Here is an 18,933-nt window from a genome sequence, read left to right as displayed (position 1 = left end):
GGGCCCTACCGGACGCGCGATCCATCCCGGCCGAATTGACGAAAACCATAGGGACACCCCCCTGTGAAAAGCGACGTTTGGGTAGAGCGCTGGTTGCGGTGGCGGCGATAGCGCAGAGTGCGGGTGTCGAGGGCTACGCAGGGTGCCAGGGCGGACGCGGACATGAGCAGGCCGGTGTCCTCCATGCCGCGCATGGCGGCCCACCCGCCGGTGGCGAGGAGTAGGTCGCGGTGCCACAGCACACCGGCGGGATGTACCGGTAGGCGATAGTGATCCGGGTCGGTCACCCAGGCGTCGACCACTGCGCCGCGGGCGAGTAGACCGGCTTCGAAGGGGAGCGGAACATCCATCAGCTCACCGGAATTCAGCAGGTCACCGGCCAGTCCGACGGTGAAACCGGCGGTCGGGTGCTGCCGCAGCGCGGTGGTGAGTACGGCCAGGGCCGTTGGTTCGAGTTCGTCGTCGGCGTCGAGGTTTTGGATCAGGGTCGCGGTGGCGCGACCGAGCGCGACATTGCGGGTGACCGCCGGTCCCTCGCGAGTGCCGTTGAACGCCAGGCGCGTCCGCGGGTCGTCCGCGGCGCCGCATTCGATCAGTGCCGCGCGTACCGCCGCGGCATCGCCGTCGACCTGTACCAGCCAGGTCCAGTCCGGATGCGTTTGCGCGCGCAGCGATCGCCATGCCGACGGCAGGTAGCGGGCGTACTCGGCGTGCACCGCTGTGACGACCTCTACCCGCATAGCGAGCAGTGTGCCATCGTGACGATCATGGTTCGGATGTGGTAGGCAGTGAGCTCGGGCGTTCGGTGGTCGTCGGGAGGCAGGGGCACGGATGGATCACGAAGTGGTCGAACAGGCACTCGCGGCGCTGGCGGCGTCGGGTTCGCGGCAGTTGGATCGCGATTGTGATCGGTACGCGCGGCGCTATATCGATGAAGGGGTGGAACCGCAGTTCGAGATCCGCTCAACGGATTTCGGCGGCGATCCGTACTTCATCTGCGCCGACCGGTACTGGAATCACCGGCTGACCGACGAGCCGACCCTGCACATCGCCGTCGAATGCGCGGGGTGGTTGCGCGAGCATGTCGCGGCGGGTTGCCGCGACGCGATACGCGAAAAGTGGGCGCTCGGTTACGCATTCATCACCCGCAGCTCGGTGGAGTCGCTGGACGAGGTCGCCGACGCGACCCGCGATATCGTCGCCAACGACGATCGTGACTGCAGCCGAGCCTATTTCGCCACCCTGTATCACGCCGACAAGCTTGCCGCGAACTTCCAATTCGACGAACTGCATCAGTTCCTGGAGTCGTCGCCGCTGTCGATGGCGGCCGGAACCCACCGTGCGGCACCGCTTTTCATCGCCCTACAGGCCTTCGCTGCATTCGGTAGCCGCCGCATCACCGAGGAATACGCGCGCAGCCTGTTCGACCGCGCATGGCACGCACCCGACCGCACGCACGCGACAATCGACGTCGCACTCAACGGACTCGCCGTCGGCGTACCGTTCGACGCACAGGGCGAACTGCTGCGCACCCACGCCGCGGAAGCTGTCGCGGCGTACCCCGAAAACCACATCTTCCACTACCGACTGGCCACCGGCCAGTACCTGTGCGCCGCCTATGACGCCGCCCTCGACAGCATCGACGCCGCTCTACGCCTGCTGCCAGCGATCGGCTGGCGAGTCAGCCACGAACTACTGCAGGGCCAATACCTCACCAAACGCGAAGCAATCCTCAACGGCCGCACCGAAGCTCACCGCGCCGCCGCCGACCGAGAACGCGTCCAACACCACGAGCACACCATCGCCGGAATGGCCGACACCGTCCGCAACTCGATGCTGCGCACCGTAGAAGTAGTCTCCGTCTTCGCCGCCATCATCGCCTTCGCCGTAGGCTCCCTGAACGTCTCCCTCAACGGCAACCTCCACCTCTCCGAACGACTCTGGATAGTCACCCTCCTAGGCGCAGGCCTCCTCCTCTTCGCCCTCCTCATAGTCGGCGGCAGCTGGCTCATCGCCCGCCGCCTATCCGGCGAACACACCGACTAGCCTGCCCGCGAGTAGCGCCGGTCAGCGGCGTGCCGTCTAAAGACTTGGCAAGACTTCTGAAAAAGTTCAGAATGGAGCCATGGTTACTGAAGTGCAGTGGAGCGAGCTACAGCGCGACCCCAAAGCGGTCGCCAAGCTGGCCGATCAGGGCGATGTCCGGGTGCGGCGTCGTGACGGCGCGCCGCTCTTACTGATTCGGGAAGACCGCGCCCAGGAGACGTCCGAAGGCTCGATCACGGCAGCAAGGGCGCTGCGCAACGTGTTGGTCCACTTGCCGGTCGATATCGCGGCGCGAGCGCTACTGGACGAGTTCCCCTGGGTGGATGTGCTCCCGACGGAGGCCCAGGCGCGTTTCGTGAAGGACTTCGCCCGTGCTTTCCAGGCTTCGGCCGAACTCGGGCAGTGGTCGGTCCTTGCCCAGACGATCGTGGAATGGCGAAGTACTGCCGCGATCTATGCCGATCCCGTCCTTGCCGAGCAGCTGTCCGGGCCCGTGGATAACGACTTCGGTCCGGTGACCGAACCAATGGGGGAATGAAAGTATGTCGGCCAAGCGTGGTGACCGAGTAGCGCCGCCTGCGCGGCCAGGTGCGTGGGAGGCGCGATTCGCGACGTCTGAGGCGGCAAAGGGGTGGGAAGACCTATGCCGGGCGGCGCCAGGCGGCATCACCTCCTGCTGGCTCGGCGGTAGCCGAGGGTGGCGGGGATGGCGAAGAGGGTGATTGCGCCTAGGGACCAGAGGAGGGTGAGGGTTAGGGGGCGGGTCAGGGGGCCTTCTAAGGCTAGGGCTTTCATGGCGTCTACGGCTACGGACATGGGTTGGTTGCGGACTACCGGTTGGATCCATTGGGGGTAGGCGGCAAGGGGGACGAAGCCGGTGCTGAAGAACATCATCAGGGAGGTGAGGATGGTGATGCCTTCTACCAGGGCGGCTTTGGCGGTGAAGACGGCGACCGAGGTGACGACGGTGGCGAAGGCCAGGCCGAAAAGCACTGGGATGAGCAGGAATACGAGAGTGGCGAGGATGCCCTGGTGGAAGCGGAAGCCGAGCAGGTAGCCGACGAGGATGATGGCGAGGGTGCCCGCGAAGATGCGACACCCCTCGGCGAGGATGCGGGAGGCGAGGCCGGAGGCGCGGTGCACCGGCAGCACCCAGAAGCGGGCCAGCAGGCCCGCCTCCCGTTCCCGGCCGAGCAACACACCGCAGGCGACGGCACCGGAGACGGCACCGGCGATGGTGACCATCGGAACGGAACCGTAGAGCGCGCTGTCCCCGGTGAACTTCCGAATCTGGCCGCCGACAACAGTTTCCAGCATGACCAACAGCAAGCACGGGATGATCAGCGCTTCCAGCAGCGTGATCGGATTGCGCACCCAGCGCAGCAACAGGCGTTGCGTCTGAATCAGGGTGTGCCGCACCAGCGACGCGTACGACACCTCCGAATCGGTACGGGCAGTGCGATCGGCCAGCAGCGCCATCACGCCCTCCCCGAACTCAACCGGACGGTCAAGGGAATACACAGGACGAGAATCGCGGCCGTCCACGCCAGCGACGGCCCCATCAGCGACCACGTCGCCGTGCCCGCGTTCCCCAGCGTGTCACCCGCCAACGCGCGCAGCGCGAGCACGAACTGCGACACCGGCTGATTGCGCACGAACGGCTGCACCCACGCCGGAAACTGGTGTGCCGGAGCAAGGCCCGCCGACAGCATGCCGAATATCAAGGGCGGCAACACAAGTGCCTGGGTGACCGCCTCCGGACTGCGTGACACCGTGCCGATCACATCCGCGCCGAGCGTCAACGCGGTGCCGATGAGCATCGACAACAGCAGGAACCCGACGGTGTGCGCGGCATCCAGATAGAACCGAAACCCGATGACGTAGCCGCAGGCGATGGCGGAGCACAGCGACAACGCCAGCCGGAAGACGTTGCCGGACATCCGCGCCGCCGCGGGCACGAGCCGACCGACCGGCATCGACCCGAACCGCCGATTGAGCCCGGCCACCGAGTCGGTCGCCGATCGGAACGCGGCCGAGATGGCGGTGAACGCGGCGGCCTGCAGCACAACGAGGGGCATCATGAACTGCGCGTAGCTGCTGAATCCGGTGCCGGCGAAGGTCATCACGGTCTTCAGCGGAATGTAGAAACCGGCCGTGAAGGTCGCGGGCGCCAGGATCGAGGTCAGCACCTCACCGGTTTTGACCGAGGGCACGATCAGCCGCGTCGTGAGCACCCACCACTGCCGCGCCCGAGCCGGGGTGGCACCGACGTCGGCCAACCAGGTCCCCGTGGTCATGAAACTGCCTCCACATCAACGACATCGGCCTTGGCGCCGTCCGTAGTGGCGAGGTGGCCGGTCAACTGCAGGAACACGTCATCGAGCGACGGCCTGCGCAGCGCGATATCGACCAGTTCCACCTCCGCCCCGTCCAGGCGACGCAATGCCTCCGCGAGCGTCTTCGCACCGTCCGGCGCCGGGATGGTGATACGGTCCGAATCCGGTGTCAGCGCAACGCGATTCTCGTCCGGCAGCAGCGAACCGAGCGCGGCGGCGATGACGTCCAGATCCTTCAGATCCAACGGCACCACCTCGCAGTAACTTCCGCCGGTCCGCGACTTCAGTTCGTCCGCGGTGCCCTGCGCGATCACCACGCCGTGATCGATCACGATGATCCGATCACTCAGTGCATCAGCCTCTTCCAGATACTGTGTGGTGAGCAGGGTGGTGATGCCCGCCTTCTTGAAACTGCGCACCAGGTCCCAAACCCCTTGCCTGCTGCGCGGATCCAAGCCGGTAGTCGGTTCATCGAGGAACACCACGTCCGGACGGACAACGAGACCGCAGGCGATGTCGATGCGCCGCCGCATACCTCCCGAATACGTGCCGACCCGGCGCCCCGCCGCGCCGACGAGATCGAACTCGGCGATCAGCTCATCCGCGCGGGCGCGGGCGGCGCGCTTGCGTAGCCCCATCAGCCTGCCGAACATCACGAGATTCTCGTAGCCGCTGAGCATGTCGTCGAGCGCGGCGTACTGCCCGGTCAGCATGATGGATTTGCGCACCGCCGCCGGATCGGCGACGACATCGTGCCCGGCGACGAGCGCGCGTCCCCGGTCCGGCGCGATCAACGTCGACAAGATGTTCACCATGGTGGTCTTGCCCGCGCCGTTCGGGCCGAGGATGCCGAGAACCTCGCCCGTCGTCGCCGCGAAATCGACTCCGCGCAAAGCCTTTACGGCGCCGAACGACTTCTCGATGCCCTCGACGACAACTCCCTGATCGGAATTCATGCCTGTCCCTCCAAATGTTCGTCGAGTACGCGCGCGATGATCGGCAGCACATGCGGCGCGGTCAGCTCGTTGTGCGTGACGTCGATGTCGTAGTTGACGACCGCACCGGTCGCGTACGGCCGCCAGCCGTCCGGACCGACGAGGTCGGAGCTGTCCACGGTCGCGCTGAAATACAGCACCTCACCGTCGAATACCGGACGCTGGTAGCCCGCTCGTGCGCGCGCCGCCGCGTTGTACGACTCGGTCAGCCGCTCGATCATGTCCGCGTCCACGACCGTCACGCCCCCGAGCCGGTCGCGGATGAGGTCGGCCGCCTGCTGCGCGGTGGCCTCGGCGGGCACTTCGTGGATCCCGAAGATCGAACCGAAACTGTTGACGAAGGCGCCCGCCGTGAGTTGCTCGACGTCGGCACCGTCGACATCGGCGGACTCGGTGTCGAGCAGCGCGACAATGCCGACCCGGCTGCCGGTCTCCTGTAGCCGGGCCGCGATCGCGTGCGCGATCAGCCCGCCGAACGACCAGCCGAGCAGGTGGTAGGGGCCGGACGGCTGGATGGCGCGGATCTCGCGGACGTACCGGTCGGCGAACTCCTCGATCGAACGCAGCGATGGTTCGCGGCCGCTGAGATCCGGTGCCTGTAGCGCGATGATCGGGCGGCCGGGGCGTAGTACCTGCGCGAATCCCAGGTAGCTCCACGATATTCCGGAGGACGGGTGGATGCAGAACAGCGCGGGTTCGGTGCCGTCCGAGCGGATCGGCAACACCACGTCCAGGCCGAGGGTGGCTTCCATCGCTGGCTGGTCGGCCGCGACCGCCACCGCTTCGTCGGCCGCGGCCGTCTGCGCGGCGGCAGTTCCGGTGAACTCGGCTGCCGCCCGGAGCACATCGATCCACAGACCCGCCAGCTCGGCGATCTCGGCACGGTGCAGCAGCGTCTTCGGGAAGGTGAAGTCCGCACGCAGCCGAGCACCGACCACCACCGTGCTCACCTCCAGCGCCGACAGCGCCGGGATCTCGGGATCGTCGACGGCCGACAGCTCGCCGAACTCGTCGGTCGGCGTCCAACCAAGGCCGTGCAGTCCGGCCGGGACATCGCCGACCGACCGCCGGCCCCGATGGCTGAAGCCGACTTCCGGAAGACGGTGGGCTCCGCTCAGTTGCGCTGTCGTGTCGGGATTGAGGTAGCGCAGTAGCCCGAACCCGATTCCGTTGTCCGGCACCGACATCAGCTGATGTTTCACCGCACGGATCGCCGTGCCCATCGCCGCACCGCCCGCGAACGCCGCATCGACGTCGACCTTGTCCAGCTCGAGCCGCACCGGATAGCTTGTGGTGAACGAGCCGATTGTGCGGGAAAGCACCGCGCCGGGGATCGCCTGCCTGCCGTCACCCGTGAGCCGGACCAAGACGCCCGTGCCGGTATCGCCGGATCGGCTTGCGCGCCAACGCATCAGAGCGAGCGCGAGCGCGGCGAGCAGGGTGTCTTCGGCGTCGCCGCCGAACAGGGTTGGCAGCGTGGTGAGTACCGCGGTGGTGACCTCCTCCGACACCTCGCATCGCACGGTGCGCAATGCGGGTGCCATATCGACGGTCGAGTCCAGCGCACGGGAACCGAGGAACGGGTCAACGCCCGCGAGCACGCCTTGCCAGTATCCAAGCTCGAAAACCCGGTTGGCCGTGCGGGATTCGTCGACCAAGGCATGTGCCCACCGGCGCATCGAGGTGCCCGTCTCGGCGAGCACCGGGGTGTTGCCGACCGACACCTGCGCCCAGGCGGCCACCAGATCCGGCAGCAGAATGTCCAAGGAGGTGTCATCGATCAGTAACTGATGCGCCAGCACGATGAGCCGACCCGTCCTGGTCCTGGTTCCGGCGTCGCCGACCGGATCGAGCCAGATGAACCGCAGCACAACGCCGTTCGCCGGATCCAGCCGGTTCGTCTCGGAATGCAGTTCGGCCACCGCGTATTCGCGCAGATCGACACGATCGGCGACGGCATCGAACTCGATGCGGTGCACCAGTGGGTCGACATCGACAGCGCCGGGCTCGCTCACCATGATGCGCCAGCCATCCTGGTCGTTCGCCAGCCGGGCGCGCAGCATGTCGTGCCGGTCGACGGCCGCCGTGAGGGTGGCGACCAGTTGCGCCCGCTCGATGCCGACCGGAAGTTCGAGCACCGCTGTCCGAACCGAGCGGGGGATACGTCCGCCCTGCTCGATCAGGTATCGCATCATCGGCGTGAGCGGCAGTTCGCCGATGCCGCCGCCGGGCAGCTCGGGCAGTGCCACCACCGCGTTGGCGGCGTCGACGACCGCCGCGAGTGCGGCAACGGTGCGGTGCTCGAACACCTGCAACGGTGTGCAGGCGATGCCCCGCTGTTTCGCCAGGGACACCAGCTGGATCGCGAGAATACTGTCGCCGCCCAGCTCGAAGAACGACGCGTCGACACCGACCTTGTCGAGACCGAGTAGCTCGGCGACGATCTGTGCCAGTGCCTCCTCCGTCGGCGTCCGCGGCGCCCGGTACTCGGCCTCCTCGGCACTGAATTGCGGTGCGGGCAAGGCCTTTCGGTCGAGTTTGCCCACTGCGGTGAGCGGGATCTCGTCCAGGACGACAAACGCGGACGGGACCATGTAGCCGGGCAAGGTGTCGGCCGCGATGGCGCGCACCCGCGCTATATCGAGTTCCACGTTAGGTTTACGCACCAGGTAGGCCGCCAAGGCGGTCGATCCGGCCGGTCCTTTGACGCCGAGTGTGAGGGCGAAGTCGACGCCGTCCATCCGGCCGAGCACGGCATCGACCTCGCCGAGTTCGATCCGCTGGCCGCGCACCTTGACCTGGAAATCGGTGCGGCCGAGGTATTCCAGGGCCAGCGTGCGGTCAGCGGCGTGCGTCCACCGCACCAGGTCGCCCGTGCGATACATCCGCTCACCCGGTGCCCCATAGGGATTCGTGACGAAGCGTCCTGCGGTCAGCCCCGGCCTGGCGTGATAGCCACGGGCCAGCGCGTGCCCCGCGAGGTAGAGCTCGCCCGCGACGCCGACCGGAACCGGGTGTAGCCGACCGTCGAGCACCATGGCGGTGGCGCCGCGTATGGGCGGACCGAGCGAGACCTGTGTGCCGGTGGTCAGCGCGGAACCTGTTGCCGCGATGGTGAACTCGGTCGGCCCGTACAGGTTGACCATCCGCCGGTCCGGTGCGCGTCGATGCGCGATGCGACCGTGCTGATCGGCTGTGCCGGGTCCACACCAACGCTCGATGAGCTCGGCGCCCACCGCCTCACCGCCCACCGCGAGCACCCGCACACCCGACACCTCCGCGGGATCGATCGTCGCGAGCGCGGACGGCGTGATGATCATGTGCGTGACGTGCTCGGCGTCGATGAGCTCGGCCAGCTCGCTGCCGCCGTACACCTCCGCGGGCGCGACGACCGCCGCCGCGCCCCACCCGAACGCCATCAGCGCCTCGAAGATCGATGCGTCGAAACTCGGTGAGGCAACATGCAATACCCGGGCGTCTTCGTCCAGATCGAGCAGGTCGTGTTGCATCCCGAGCAGGTCGGCGATGCCACGATGCGAGACGGAGACGCCCTTGGGCGTGCCGGTCGATCCGGAGGTGTAGATCAGCCAGGCGGGGTTGTCCAGCCGGATCGGTCCCGGCAACTCGTTGTCCCGCAGTGGACGTGCGCTCGCGGCGGACCAGCGCTGCACGAGGTCGATGTCGTCGAGCACGAGCCACCGGGTGCTGTCCGGCAGCGACGGCCGGTAGGCGAGCGTCGTGAGGCCGACGCGCGCACCGGAATCGGTCAGCATGTGGTCGATCCGCTCGATCGGGTGTTTCGGGTCGACCGGCAGGAAAGCCGCCCCGATCTTGGCCGCGGCCCAGAGGCCGGTAAGCAGATCGGGCGAGCGCGGAAGGCCAAGGGCAACTACGGTTTCCGGTCCAGCACCCGCTTCGAGGAGTAGCCGGGCCAGCCGATTGGCGTGTGCGTCGAGTTCGCGGTAGGTCGTCGTATCCCCGGCGGCAATCACGGCGGGGCGATCCGCGTACCGGGCTACGGTGGCGGCGAGCAGCTCGGGAAGTGTTGTCGTTCCTACACTTTCGAAGCCGCGCACCGGTATCAGCGTCGCGCGTTCGTTGTCGTCGAGGATGTCGATATCGGCGAGCCGCACGTCTGGCTCGGCCAGCACGGTCGCGAGCACGCGCCGCCAGCGGGTGGCGAACGACGCCACCGTCGCCTCGTCGAACAGGTCTGTCGCATAGGTCAGCACACCGGCCAGTCCGGCCGGACCCGTGGCGTCGAAACGTTCGCGCAGGTCGACCGTCAGATCGAATTGCGAAGCGCGCCGGTCGAAGTCCTCCACCTCGAACCGCAGCCCTGGCAGCTCGAGCACGGGCTCGATGAAGTTCTGCAGCGACAGCGACACCTGGAACAGTGGATGGTGCGCCGTCGACCTGGCCGGATTCAACGCCTGCACCAGCCGCTCGAAGGCAACATCGGTGTTCGCGAACGCGTCGAGATCCGCCGAGCGGACCGCGGTGAGGAAGTCGAGGAAGCCGACGTCGGGATCGACCGGCGTGCGCAACGCGAGGGTGTTGACGAACATGCCGACCAGCTCATCCAGGGCTTGCTCACCCCGCCCGGCCACCGGCGTGCCGACGACCACATCATCGGTGCCGCCGAGCCGGGCGAGCAGCACGGCGAGTGCCGCGTGCACGACCATGAACAGGCTGACGTTGTGTGCCGCGGCGAATTCCACCATGGTGCTGTGCAGTTCGGCATCGATGCCGAACTCGACGTCGGCACTGCGCATCGTCTGCACGGCGGGCCGTGGCCGGTCGGCGGGCAACTCCAGCACGTCCGGCGCACCGGCGAGAGTATCGGTCCAGTACCGAACCTGCTGTGCCGCCAGCGATTCCGGATCGGCTTCGCTGCCGAGCACCTCGCGATGCCACAGTGCGAAATCGGCGTACTGGACGGCGAGTGGCACCCTGGTGGTGTCGGCGCCGGACGCCCGCTCCGAGTACGCGGCGACCAGGTCGGTAGCCAGCGGTGCCATCGAGGCGCCGTCCGCGCTGATGTGGTGCACCACCAGCACGACTACGTGCACCGACCCGATTTCGGTTGGTACAGCGGCGGATACCGGTGCGTCATCCACCGGAGCGAGGGGGTTCGAATCCACGGAATGGCCAGAGGACACGGCAGCCACCCCCGCCGAATGGCTGGATATGGCTGGAACGCCGCCGAACGGCCCCGAGGACACCGGCCCGGAACCCGCTGTATGCGCGGGCGGCACCGCTCCGGTGGTAGCCGACGCGAACGACGCAGCCGGATCTGTTGAATCGGTGATACGGAACAATCCGACCCGTAGCGGCGGCTCCGAGCTGATATCGAATCCCTTCCCCGCCAGGGAACTGATCCGATCACGCAGGGCCACACCGTCTTCGGTGGCCACCACGGTCAGCGCGGGAGCTGCCGTCTCGATGCCGACGATGACCTGACGTGGGCCGTCGGCGTCGGCGGGGTAGATCGTGCGCAGGCTCTCGTGCCGCCGCACGACATCGGTCAGTGCCAGCCGCATCGCGTCCACATCGAGGTCGCCGGTCAATCGCAGCGCGACCGCGATGTTGTAGGCGGGCGAGGCCGGGTCGAGCCGGTTGAGCACCCACATGCGCTGCTGCGCAGGGGACAACGGGATGCGGTCCGGCCGAATCCGCGGCGCGAGGGCGAAGCGACCCGGTACGCCGTTGGTGGCGGGCACGACGCGTGCGGACAGTTGCGCGACGGTGGGCGCGTCGAACAGGTCGCGCAGCGCGATGGTCGAGCCGAGCGCCGAATTGACCCGCGCGACAACCTTGGTCGCGCTGAGCGAGTTGCCGCCGAGCTCGAAGAACGACTGGTCGACGCTGACCCGCTCGCTGCCGAGCACCTCGCCGAACACCGCGGCCACCGCACGCTCCACCGGTGTGCGCGGCGCGAGGTAGGGCCGATTGGTGTCCGAGAAGTCCGGCACCGGAAGGGCTTTACGGTCCAGCTTGCCGACCGGCGTCAGCGGAATCGAGTCGAGGACGACGAGGTAGCCGGGCACCATGTACCCGGGCAGCTCACCGGCGATCCGCACGCGCAGCCGCTCGGTATCCAGCGTGACACCCTCGGCGGGCAGCACATACGACACCAGCACGGTCGCACCGGCGGGCCCGGCCCGTCCGATCGTCACCGCGTACTCGACCTGCTCGTCGCGGGACAGCACGGCGTCGATCTCGCCGAGTTCGATGCGCAGGCCACGAATCTTGACCTGGAAGTCGCTGCGGCCCAGGTACTCCAGCTCATAGCCGTCGCGGCCGACAACCCAGCGCACCATGTCCCCGGTCCGATACATCCGCTCGCCTGGCTCGCCGAACGGATCGGCGACGAATCGACTCGCCGTCATCTCGAAGCGGTTGAAGTAGCCGCGAGCCAGGGCGGGTCCGGCCAGATACAGCTCACCGGCGACACCGACCGGTACCGGGCGCAACCAGGTGTCGAGCACCATGTTCGCCGCACCGCGGATCGGGCCGCCGATCGTGATCGGTTCGCCAGCAACGAGTTCCGCCGGTCCGGTCGCCCAGATGCTGAACTCCGTCGGACCGTAGAGGTTCACCATCCGCCGACCGACGGACCACCGTTCGATCAGCTCCGGTGTGGCGGCCTCACCGGCCACCGAGAGCACCCGCAGGTGGTCGAGATCGGTCGGTTCCATGGTGGCCAGCGCGGACGGCGTGATCACCGCGTGGGTCACCCGTTCGGTGCGCAACAGTCGTTCGAGTTCCGTGCCGCCGTAGACATCCGGCGGCGAGACCACCAGCCTGCCGCCCGCGCCGTGCGCGGTGAGCAACTCGAACACCGAGGCGTCGAAGCTCGGCGACGCCACCTGCAACGCGCTCGCGGTCGGATCCAGCTCGAGCGAGTCACGCTGGGTGGAAACAAGATTCGCGATACCGCGATGACTGAGCAGCACCGCCTTCGGTTTGCCGGTGGAGCCCGAGGTATAGATCAGGTACGCCGTCTGGTCGATATCGATCGGGCCGCCGCGTTCCTCGTCGGTGATGGGTGCCGCGGAGACCGTCATGACCCGGCGGATCGTGTTGAGGTCGTCGAGCAGCAGCCAGTCGATGCTGCCGGGCAGCGTCTCGCCGGTCGCGGTGACCGTCACGCCGATCGGCGCCTTCGAATCGGTGAGCATGTGCTCGATCCGTTCGACCGGATAGTTGGGGTCCAGTGGCGCGAACGCCGCGCCCGACTTGGCCAATGCCCATACCGCGACAACGGATTCCAGCGATCGGGTGAGGGCGAGTACGACGAACACCTCGCGCCCGACACCCCGGTTCAGCAGCAGCCTCGCGAAGCGATTCGACCAGGAGTCGAGTTCGCCGTAGGACATGGTGAGGTCGCCGACACTCACCGCGATGGCATCGCTGTCGATCGCCGCACCGGCCGCGAGGATTTCGGGCAGCGTGCGCGCGGGCAGCGACTCCGGCCCCCGAACTGGCAGCAGCGCGGCACGTTCGGCGTCGTCGCAGTACTGCAGTTGCGAGACGAGGGCGCGCGGATTGTCGGCGAGCTGGGTGAGCAACCGGACGAAGCGGTCGAGCAATGGTTGTGCCGCAGCGGGATCGAGCTGGTCGGCCATGAATTTCAGGCTGACCCGCAGGGTGTCGTCGCCGTCCGTGCCGCGCAGCGGAATGACCATGAGGTTCAACGGATATGGCGTCGCGTCGGTGCCTTCGACGTCGAGCACCCGCATGCCAGCGATGTCCAAGGCCTGAGAGAGGGCTTCGCGGTCGATCGGATAGGACTCGAAAACGGTGAGGGTGTCGAACAACTCGGCGAGACCGACGGCCTGGTGGATCGCGGCCAGCCCGACGTGCTGGTGATCCATCAGCCGCGCCTGCTCGGCCTGCAGACGAGCGAGCAGGTCGACCACCTTCTCCGCCGGGTCAAGCCGCACCCGCACCGGCAGGGTGTTGATGAACAGCCCGACCATCTCTTCGACACCGGCCAGCTCCGGCGGCCGACCGGAGACCGTGCCACCGAACACTACATCGGTGCGGCCGGTGCGCATGGCGAGCAGCATCGCCCAGCTCGCCTGCACGAGTGTGTTGACCGTGGCCCCGGATTCGCGCGCGGTCGCCTCCAATCGGGCGACCGTGTCGGCGGATAGGTCGGTGGACAGCATCCCGGTCTCGGTCGACTCGATGCCGGCCAGGGTTGGCACCGCGCGGGTCGGGGTATCGATCCCCGCTAGGGATTCCGACCATGCGGCAATAGATTCGGCGTCGTTTCGTTCATCGAGCCAGGACAGAAACTCGCGGTAGGAGTGCGCGGGCGGCAGCGCCGACGCGTCACCCGAGGTGACGTAGAGAGCGAGCAGTTCGCGCACCAGCAGTGGCGTCGACCAACCGTCCAGCACCAGATGGTGATTGGTGAGGACGAAGCGATACGCGTCGGGCTCGGTCCGGATCAGGGTGCAACGCAGCAAAGGCGGACGGGTGAGCTCGAATCGGGTGCGGGCGTCGAGTGCGATCACCCGGTCCAGTTCCCGCTGCCGCACCGCGGGATCGGCGATATCGGTCAGATCCACGTCCTGCCAGTGGATTTCGGCGTCGGCTAACACCAGCTGACGGGGACCGTCGTCGGTTTCCACGAACGCGACCCGCAGGTTTTCGTGCCGGGCCACCAAAGCCTGTGCGGCGGTGCGTAACCGGGCCGAGTCGACGGTGCCAGCCAGGGTGAGCAGCGACTGCACGGTGTAGCCGTCGGCGGTGTCGGAGTCATAGAGCGCGTGGAAGAGCAGCCCGTATTGCAGCGGCGAGAGCGGCCACACGTCGGCGAGGTTCGAGTAGTCGCGTTCCCAGGTGTCGATCTGCCGCTGCGTCACCGAGACGAGGTCGAAGTCGGACGGTGTGCGCCCGCCCGAGCCAGCGGATTCGGCGTGCTGCGCGAGTGCCCGCAGCGCCTCGGACCAGAGCTTGGCGAGCCGATCGACATCGTCCGCGTCGAGCAGCCGAGACGCGTAGGCCCAGGTCACTTCCAGGCCCGTGTCGGTCAGCATGGCATTGATGTCGACGACAGCGGCCAGCGGTGCGCGATCGTCCTGCGTCGCCGTAAAGCGTTGCGGCAGCCAGTGTCCCGCCTTCGCGCCGGTGTCAGCTCGGCCAAGGTAGTTGAAGCTGATCTGCGGGGTCGGGCTGTTGGCAAGTGCCGCAGCGGATTCGGCGCTGAGGTAGCGCAGCATGCCGAAGCCGATGCCCTTGTCCGGCATCGTCCGAAGCTGTTCCTTCGTGGCCTTGATGGCGATGCCCGCCGCCGGGCCACCGGCGAACGCCTCGGCGAGATCGATCCCGGCCAGGTCGACCGTCACCGGATACACGCTGGTGAACCAGCCCACTGTCCGCGCGACATCGGCACCGGGCAGGATCTCCTCCGCGCGGCCATGACCCTCGAGAGTGAACAGCGTCGCCGTCCGGTCACGCCACCGGCCGACCGCCATCGCCAGCGCGGCGAGCAGCACATCGTCTGCGCCACAATGGAATCGATCGGGTGCCGTGGTGAGTACGGTATGCGCGATATCGGAGGCGATCACCGTCTGCCGGTGTGCCATGGTCGCGACGACATCGACGGCCGGATCGGGCAGATTGGTGCCGAGCGCCGGGTCCGGGGTCGCCAGGATCTGTTGCCAGAGCGGCAGTTCGGCGGCACGCTCGCCCGCCTGCTCGGCCTGGCCGTGCGCCCAGCGCCGGAACGAGGTGCCGACGGGCGCGAGCGTGCCACCCATGGCGGCGGTGGCCAGATCAGGCAGCAGGATGCGCCAGGAGACACCGTCGGTCACCAGGTGATGCAGCACGAGCCAGAGCACCGGCTCCGCCTCTTCGATGAGCACGAAGCGTGCCACGACACCGGCCGCCGGGTCGAGCAGGTCCGCGGCGCGCTGCAATTCGCGCTCGCGCACCTCCGCGCTATCCGCACCGGTCGCGACCGCCTCGACCAGCGATTCGGCGTCGATGGCACCGCGGTCGGCCACCGTCCATTCCCAGCCGTCGTCGCCGCGCCGCAGCGCGGAACGCAGCAGATCATGGTGGTCGAGCAACGCCTGCACCGCCGTGACCAGCTGCCCCCGCTCGAAGCCAACGGGCAGACCGACGAGCACCGCCTGGCTGAACCTGGGCCAGCTGTCACCCTGATCCAGCATGGCGTGCACGATCGGCGTGAGCTCGACCGCGCCGACACCGCCGCCGGGCAGCTCGTGCACCGCCTGCGTTCGCACCTCGGTCGCGACGGCGGCCAGCGCGGCAACGGTCTTGCGCTCGAACACATCCCGCGCGCTGAGCCCGATGCCCGCCGCCTTGGCCCGTGACACCAGTTGGATGGACACGATGCTGTCACCGCCGAGTGCGAAGAAGCTTTCGTCGACCCCGACCGATTCCAGCCCGAGCACCTCGGCGAACAGTGCCGCCAAGGCCTCCTCGCGCGGCGTGGACGGCGCCCGGCTGACAATCGCCCGCGCCCCGAAATCCGGCGCGGGCAGCGCCTTACGGTCCACCTTGCCGAGCGGCGTGAGCGGGATGCTGTCGAGCACCATCACAACGGCGGGCACCATGTACGCCGGAAGTGTCTCCCCGGCAGCGGCTTTCAGTGCTTCGGGATGTAGCTCGGCACCGGGCTTCGGCAGCACGTACGACACTAGTGCGGTAGCGCCAGAACCGGTCTCGGCACCAAGGGTGATCGCGAAGTCGACGTCCGGATGACGCTGCAGCGCGGCGTCGATCTCGCCGAGTTCGATACGGAAGCCACGGACCTTCACCTGAAAGTCGCTGCGGCCCTGGTGCTCCAGCTCGAGACGGCCACCGCGGGTGCGCCAGCGCACCAGGTCTCCGCTGCGATACATCCGCGCACCGGCCTCGTACGGGTTGGCGACGAACCGCCCTGCGGTGAGCCCATTGCGCCGGTGGTAGCCGCGCGCGAGCCCGGGGCCCGCGAGATACAGCTCACCGACGGTGCCGGGCGGCACCGGCCGCAACCACGGGTCGAGCACCACCGCGGCGACACCGCGCACGAGTCCGCCGATGGTGACCGGCGCCCCGGGTACCAGCGGCTCGCTCAACGTCACGGTCACGGTGGTCTCGGTGGGCCCATACCCGTTCAACAGCGTGCGACCGGACCACTTGGCCACCAGCTCGGGCGGGCAGGCGTCGCCGCCGACGATCACGGTGCGCAGGTCGGGCAGCGTCGCCGGATCGAGCGAACCGACAACGGCCGGCGTGACGTTGAGGTGCGTGACGCGGTGGGCGCGCAGCACTTGCGCCATCTCCTCGCCCGCGTACGCGGCGGGCGGCACGACGGCGAGGGTGGCACCGGCGGCCAGGGTCACCAGGATCTCCTCGACCGAAATGTCGAAGCTCGGTGAGACCGCATGTGCGACAACGGAATCAGCGGTCACGCCGAAACCGGCACCGGAGCCGGTCGCCAGGTTGGCCAGTCCGCGATGGGAAACCAGCACGCCCTTGGGCAAACCGGTCGATCCCGAGGTGTAGATGATGTACGCGACCTGATCGAGGTGCGGCGGGGCAACGACGGCTGTCGAATCCTGGTCGCGCACAACGCGTGAGGTGGCCTCGTCGTCGAGGATCAGCCAGTTCACCCGATCCGGCAACGACTTGCGGGCGGCGGTGACGGTGACACCAGCGGCAACGCCGCTGTCGCCGACCATGTGCTCGATCCGATCGGCGGGATAGGTGGGATCGATCGGCACGAACGCGGCACCGGTCTTGGCCACCGCGATCATCGCGAGTACCGACTCGGCTGAACGCGGAATCGAGATCGCCACGGCGCGTTCCGGTCCGGCACCGGCCGCGAGGAGCACCCTGGCCAGCCGATTCGTCTGCTCGTCGACTTGCCGATAGGTCAACATGGCCGCTTCAGCCCGGATCGCCACCGCGTCGGGGTCGAGTGCCGCACCGGCCGTGAGGATTTCGGGCAGCGTGCGCGGCGTGACACCGGCGGGCCCACGGGCGGGCACCAGCTCGGCCTGCTCGTCGTCGGACACCACCGGCACCGTCGAGAGCGCGGCCTCCGGTCCGGCGGCGAGGAATCGGTGCAGGAACACCAGGAATCGGCGATGCTGCGCCGCCAATTCGGCGTCGCTGTACAGGTTTCCGTTGCCCTGGAAGTCGATGTGGGTGCTCTCGCCACCAACGCCCGGATACAGGTTGACGAACAGATCATCGATCAGCCCGGAGGTCAGCACATGCAGCCGCCCGGTGACCGCACCGAGCTGAATTCTGGTGTCCACCATCATCAAGTTCACCGAGGGACCGAACGACGCGGCCTCATCCATCGGCCAGCCGAGATCGCGGAAGATGTCCTCCTGACGGTAGCGCTGCCGCCGCAACGCCCCGGTCAACTCACCCTGCGCCGCCCGGATCACCTCGCCGACCGTCGTGCTCGGCGTCAGCGTCAACCGCAGCGGAACGACATTGGCGATCATCCCGCCCGAACGGCGAAGTATCGCCGTCGTGCGCGCCGAAACAGGAAGGCTCAGCACGACTTCCGGCGCGCCGGTCATGGCGGCTAGATACGCGCCGAACGCCGCGACCACGGTCGGCGCGACACCCGACGAGGCGGCCTTCGCGACGGAATCGAGCAGCGCCGCGGTCTCCCGCGGCAGCGCACCAGCGACCCGATTCGGGTGCGCGTCGACATCGGCGGTGCGACCGGCCAGGCTCACCGGATCGGCCATCCCGTCGAGATGTTCGAGCCAATGCTCCCGATCGGAGGCGAAACGATCCGAATTGCGGTACGCCAGATCGGCTTCGACGATTTTGCGCAGATCCTCGGCCTTCGCGGCGGGCGGCTGTTTGCCCTCGACCGCCGCGTTGTACAGCTCGCCGGTGCGCTGCACCACGGTCAGCGCGCCCATGCCGTCGAGCACGATGTGATGGATGCGCGAATACCAGTACCAGCGGTCGTCGGCGAGCCGCAGCATCGCGACGCGGACCAGGCGGTCCCTGGTCAGTTCGAGCGGCGCCTCGTATTCCGCGCGCATCCACGCGTGTGCGGCGGCCTCCGGGTCGCGTTCGCCGCGCAGATCCACCGTGAGCAGGCTGTCGTCCAGGGTGGTGTCCACGAACTGGTACGGATGGCCGTCGACCTCGAGCAGCCGCAGATACCCGGTGCCGAACTCGCGCCCGGCCTGCCGCGCGGCGCCGCCGAGCAGGTCGAGGTCGATCGGTCCGCTCAACTCGACGTACTGCGCGATGGAGATCGGAGTGTCGCCCGCAATGTGCTGGGCGAACCAGATGCCGCGCTGGGCCGCCGACAGCGCGAAGGCGCCATCGGGCAGAGCTCCGCCGGTCTCGAGGGGCGAGGGGAGAGGCTGTTGCATGAATAGTCCTACGTTCTTACCGCCCGCAGCTACCGCGGCGTGACCGCCGCCAGCCACCGCGGTAGTGGTAGTACCCGCCGCACAGCTCGCGACAGGATTCATTCTGAACCGATGACGTGTGCACCGATGGCGATTGCCGACAAGTAGGGGCGAACATGCCGCCGGGCGCGCCCG

The 18,933-nt window shown here is 67.9% G+C and carries 7 protein-coding genes; 2 read left to right on the top strand and 5 right to left on the bottom strand.

The genetic code is table 11. The annotated features are described in order from the left end of the window. Nucleotides 1-5 precede the first annotated feature (5 nt). Complete coding sequence (locus tag OG203_RS14365; protein ID WP_405166143.1) at nucleotides 6-740, bottom strand: glycosyltransferase; 735 nt, start codon at nucleotides 738-740, stop codon at nucleotides 6-8. Nucleotides 741-831: 91 nt separating this feature from the next. Between OG203_RS14365 and OG203_RS14360 the strand changes: the two genes are divergently transcribed. Together OG203_RS14360 and OG203_RS14355 are read left to right on the top strand one after the other, a co-directional pair. Further along, nucleotides 832-2,046, top strand: a complete 1,215-nt coding sequence (locus tag OG203_RS14360) for a hypothetical protein (protein ID WP_405166142.1) — start codon at nucleotides 832-834, stop codon at nucleotides 2,044-2,046. 79 nt (nucleotides 2,047-2,125) lie between these two features. Continuing rightward, entirely contained in the window at nucleotides 2,126-2,584 is a 459-nt protein-coding gene (locus tag OG203_RS14355) for a hypothetical protein (RefSeq protein WP_405166141.1), read from the top strand. Nucleotides 2,585-2,712: 128 nt separating this feature from the next. Here OG203_RS14355 and OG203_RS14350 read toward each other — a convergent pair whose 3' ends face one another. The 4 genes from OG203_RS14350 to OG203_RS14335 are packed head-to-tail and all read right to left on the bottom strand — an operon-like array spanning nucleotide 2,713 to nucleotide 18,759. Then, nucleotides 2,713-3,525, bottom strand: coding sequence for an ABC transporter permease (locus OG203_RS14350; RefSeq protein ID WP_405166140.1), 813 nt, complete (start codon nucleotides 3,523-3,525; stop codon nucleotides 2,713-2,715). Continuing rightward, nucleotides 3,525-4,343, bottom strand: coding sequence for an antibiotic transporter (locus tag OG203_RS14345; RefSeq protein ID WP_405166139.1), 819 nt, complete (start codon nucleotides 4,341-4,343; stop codon nucleotides 3,525-3,527). Before OG203_RS14345 ends, OG203_RS14350 begins: the two co-directional genes overlap by 1 nt. After that, on the bottom strand, nucleotides 4,340-5,338 hold the full coding sequence (locus tag OG203_RS14340) for an ATP-binding cassette domain-containing protein (protein WP_405166138.1): 999 nt from the start codon (nucleotides 5,336-5,338) through the stop codon (nucleotides 4,340-4,342). The genes OG203_RS14345 and OG203_RS14340 overlap by 4 nt, the downstream gene beginning before the upstream one ends. After that, nucleotides 5,335-18,759: an amino acid adenylation domain-containing protein gene (locus OG203_RS14335; protein ID WP_405166137.1), complete on the bottom strand. Its 13,425-nt coding sequence runs from the start codon at nucleotides 18,757-18,759 to the stop codon at nucleotides 5,335-5,337. The genes OG203_RS14340 and OG203_RS14335 overlap by 4 nt, the downstream gene beginning before the upstream one ends. Between the last annotated feature and the right edge of the window lie 174 nt (nucleotides 18,760-18,933).

It is taken from the genome of Nocardia sp. NBC_01499 (assembly GCF_045040275.1).
GTDB lineage: Bacteria > Actinomycetota > Actinomycetes > Mycobacteriales > Mycobacteriaceae > Nocardia.
Note: the sequence above shows the minus strand (reverse complement) of the source record. Positions and strands in the feature narration are given on the sequence as shown.